Genomic DNA, 2472 nt, shown 5'->3' with positions numbered 1-2472 from the left:
GTATTGAGGTTCTCGGACAGGCGGTCGAACTCGTCACCGGCTCCGGTGACCGGGAGGCGGCCGGACAGGTCGCCGCCCATGATGCGGCGGCTGGCCTCCGAGACGCTGTCGATGCGCTTCAGCGCCGCGCGCCCGACAAAGAACCAGATCAGGAGCCCGCCAAGCCCCATCATGCCCAGCGCGAGCATCAAGGCGCGGCGTATGACGGCGCGGAAGCGCTCGGGCTCGCCGAGGTCGCGGCCGACCAGCATGATCATCTGGTTGGGCAGCCGCAGCACCAGCGCGATCGCGTTGTGGCCCTTCTCGCCCTCGGCCTGCGCTTCGGGCTCGCCGGACGGCGGCGTGGCCTGGTCGGGTGCCCCGCTGCGCAGCCGGTCGAGTTCGCCCTCGCCGAAACGCTGATAGGAAAATGGCTCTGTCGTCCAGCCCTCCGTTTCGATGACCCCCGGCTCCAGGCTTTGCACATTGCCGGTCAAGATCTGCCCGTTGGCGTCGGCGATGAGGTAGAGGTTGGCCCCGGGCTGGCGGGAACGTGCTTCGACGACGCGGACCAGGACCGGCAGGCCGCCGCGCCGATAGGCACGATCGAGACCAGCCACTTCATCGTTGATCGTATCCTGCGTCTGCGCGGTCAGCATGCGCGCCGACAGCGAGGTCATGTAGAAGACGAGCAGCACGGCGCACAGCGCGAAAAGCAGGAAATAGAGCGCCGAGAGCCGCGCTGCCGTCGTCCTCATGATGGCCGGCAGGGAAAGAGCCATGATCGGCCTTACCCACCCTTTAGCATGTAGCCGGCGCCGCGGACCGTATGCAGGATCGGCTTGTCGAAGCCCTTCTCGATCTTGCCACGCAGCCGCGAGACATGGACGTCGATGACATTGGTCTGCGGGTCGAAGTGGTAGTCCCAGACATTCTCGAGCAGCATGGTGCGCGTCACCACCTGACCGGCATGGCGCATCAGATATTCGAGCAGGCGGAACTCGCGCGGCTGCAGCGTGATCTCGCGCGCGGCGCGCTTGACCGAGTGCGAAAGCCGGTCGAGCTCGAGATCGCCGACGCGGTAGACGGTCTCGGCTTCCCTGGCGCTGGCGCGGCGGTTGAGCACCTCGACGCGGGCGAGCAATTCGGAGAATGCGTAGGGCTTGGTCAGGTAATCGTCGCCGCCGGCGCGCAGGCCGGTGACGCGGTCGTCGACCTCGCCCAGCGCCGACAGGATCAGCACTGGCGTCGTGTTGCCCCTGGAGCGCAGGCCGGCGATGACCGACAGGCCGTCGCGGCGCGGCATCATGCGGTCGACGACCATGACGTCATAATCGCCGGCGTCGGCAAGCGCGAAGCCGGTCTCGCCGTCGCCGGCGACATGGGCGGTATGGCCGGCTTCGGCAAAGGCCTTCTGCAGGTAATCGGCGGCCTCGCGATCGTCTTCTATGACGAGAATCTTCATAGAGCCGTTATACGCGATTTCGCCCTGAGAATGAGGAGCCGGCATGCACGGAATGGCCTTTGATGGTTGGGAGCGGCAGCGGGCGATGGGAAGCCCGCTGCCGCCGGGGTCGGAACACGGTGACTGACTAACGTATTCGGGCCCCGTGCTTTCCCCCGCGGCGGCTCGGGGGTGTTGAAACCGCCGCTTCGGGAAAGTTGCGAACGTCAGCCCTTGGCGACGGGCAGCGCAACGAAGCGGTTCGAGTCGTCGCGGGTGATCTGCATTAGCACCGCCTTGCGGCCCGCCTTCACGGCATCGGCCATCGCCTTGTCGACATCCGCCGTGCCGCTCACCTCCATCGAGTTGACCGAGGTGATGACATCGCCGGGCTGGATGCCGCGGTCGGCCGCATCGCTGTCGGGATCGACATCGGTCACGACCAGCCCCTTGCCGTTTTCCGACTTGGTGACGGTCAGGCCGAGATCGGCAAGCGTGTCGGCCTTTGGCGCCGCCGGCTGCTTGCTGTCATCGTTCGACGCCTGCTTGTCGCTGGCGGGCAGCTTGCCAAGGTCGACCTTGATCGTCTCGCTCTTGCCGTCGCGCCACACGGTGACATCGACGGACTTGCCCGGCGCAAAGGCGCCGATCAGGCGGGCGAGTTCCTTCGGCGAGGCGACATCCTTGCCGTCGACCTGGGTGATGACGTCGCCAGCGGTGATGCCGGCCTTCTTGCCGGGACCGTCGTCCTGCGCGCTCGACACCAGCGCGCCCTTCTCGGACCTCAGCCCGAGCGATTCCGCGATGTCGGAGGTGACCGGCTGAATCTCGACGCCCAGCCAGCCGCGCTGGACGGAGCCGCTCTTCATCAGGTCCTGCACCACTTCCTTGGCGGTCGAGGCCGGGATGTCGAAGGCGATGCCGACGCTGCCGCCCGAGGGCGAGAAGATCGCGGTGTTGATGCCGACGACCTGGCCATTGAGGTTGAAGGTCGGGCCACCAGAATTGCCGCGATTGACCGAGGCGTCGATCTGCAGGAAGTCGTCATA

The 2472-nt window shown here is 66.5% G+C and carries 3 protein-coding genes; all 3 read right to left on the bottom strand.

Features of this window, described 5'->3' with window-relative positions; translation table 11 throughout:
- On the bottom strand, positions 1–761 hold a 761-nt coding region (locus EN745_RS33585; RefSeq protein WP_127423228.1), incomplete at its 3' end, for a HAMP domain-containing protein.
- Between the two features lie 8 nt (positions 762–769).
- A complete protein-coding gene (locus EN745_RS33580; protein ID WP_126055758.1) occupies positions 770–1444 on the bottom strand; it encodes a response regulator transcription factor in 675 nt (224 codons plus the stop codon).
- A 206-nt stretch (positions 1445–1650) separates the two neighbouring features.
- A partial coding sequence (locus tag EN745_RS33575; RefSeq protein WP_127423227.1) for a PDZ domain-containing protein occupies positions 1651–2472 on the bottom strand: 822 nt, incomplete at its 5' end.

Origin of the sequence: Mesorhizobium sp. M4A.F.Ca.ET.022.05.2.1 (assembly GCF_003998845.1) — a bacterium.
Classification (GTDB): Bacteria; Pseudomonadota; Alphaproteobacteria; order Rhizobiales; family Rhizobiaceae; genus Mesorhizobium.
This window is presented reverse-complemented; position numbering and strand designations above follow the sequence as displayed.

Excerpts from the sequence above, each read along its gene's own strand:
- EN745_RS33580 (WP_126055758.1), bottom strand. The coding sequence starts at position 1,444 with ATGAAGATTCTCGTCATAGAAGACGATCGCGAGGCCGCCGATTACCTG.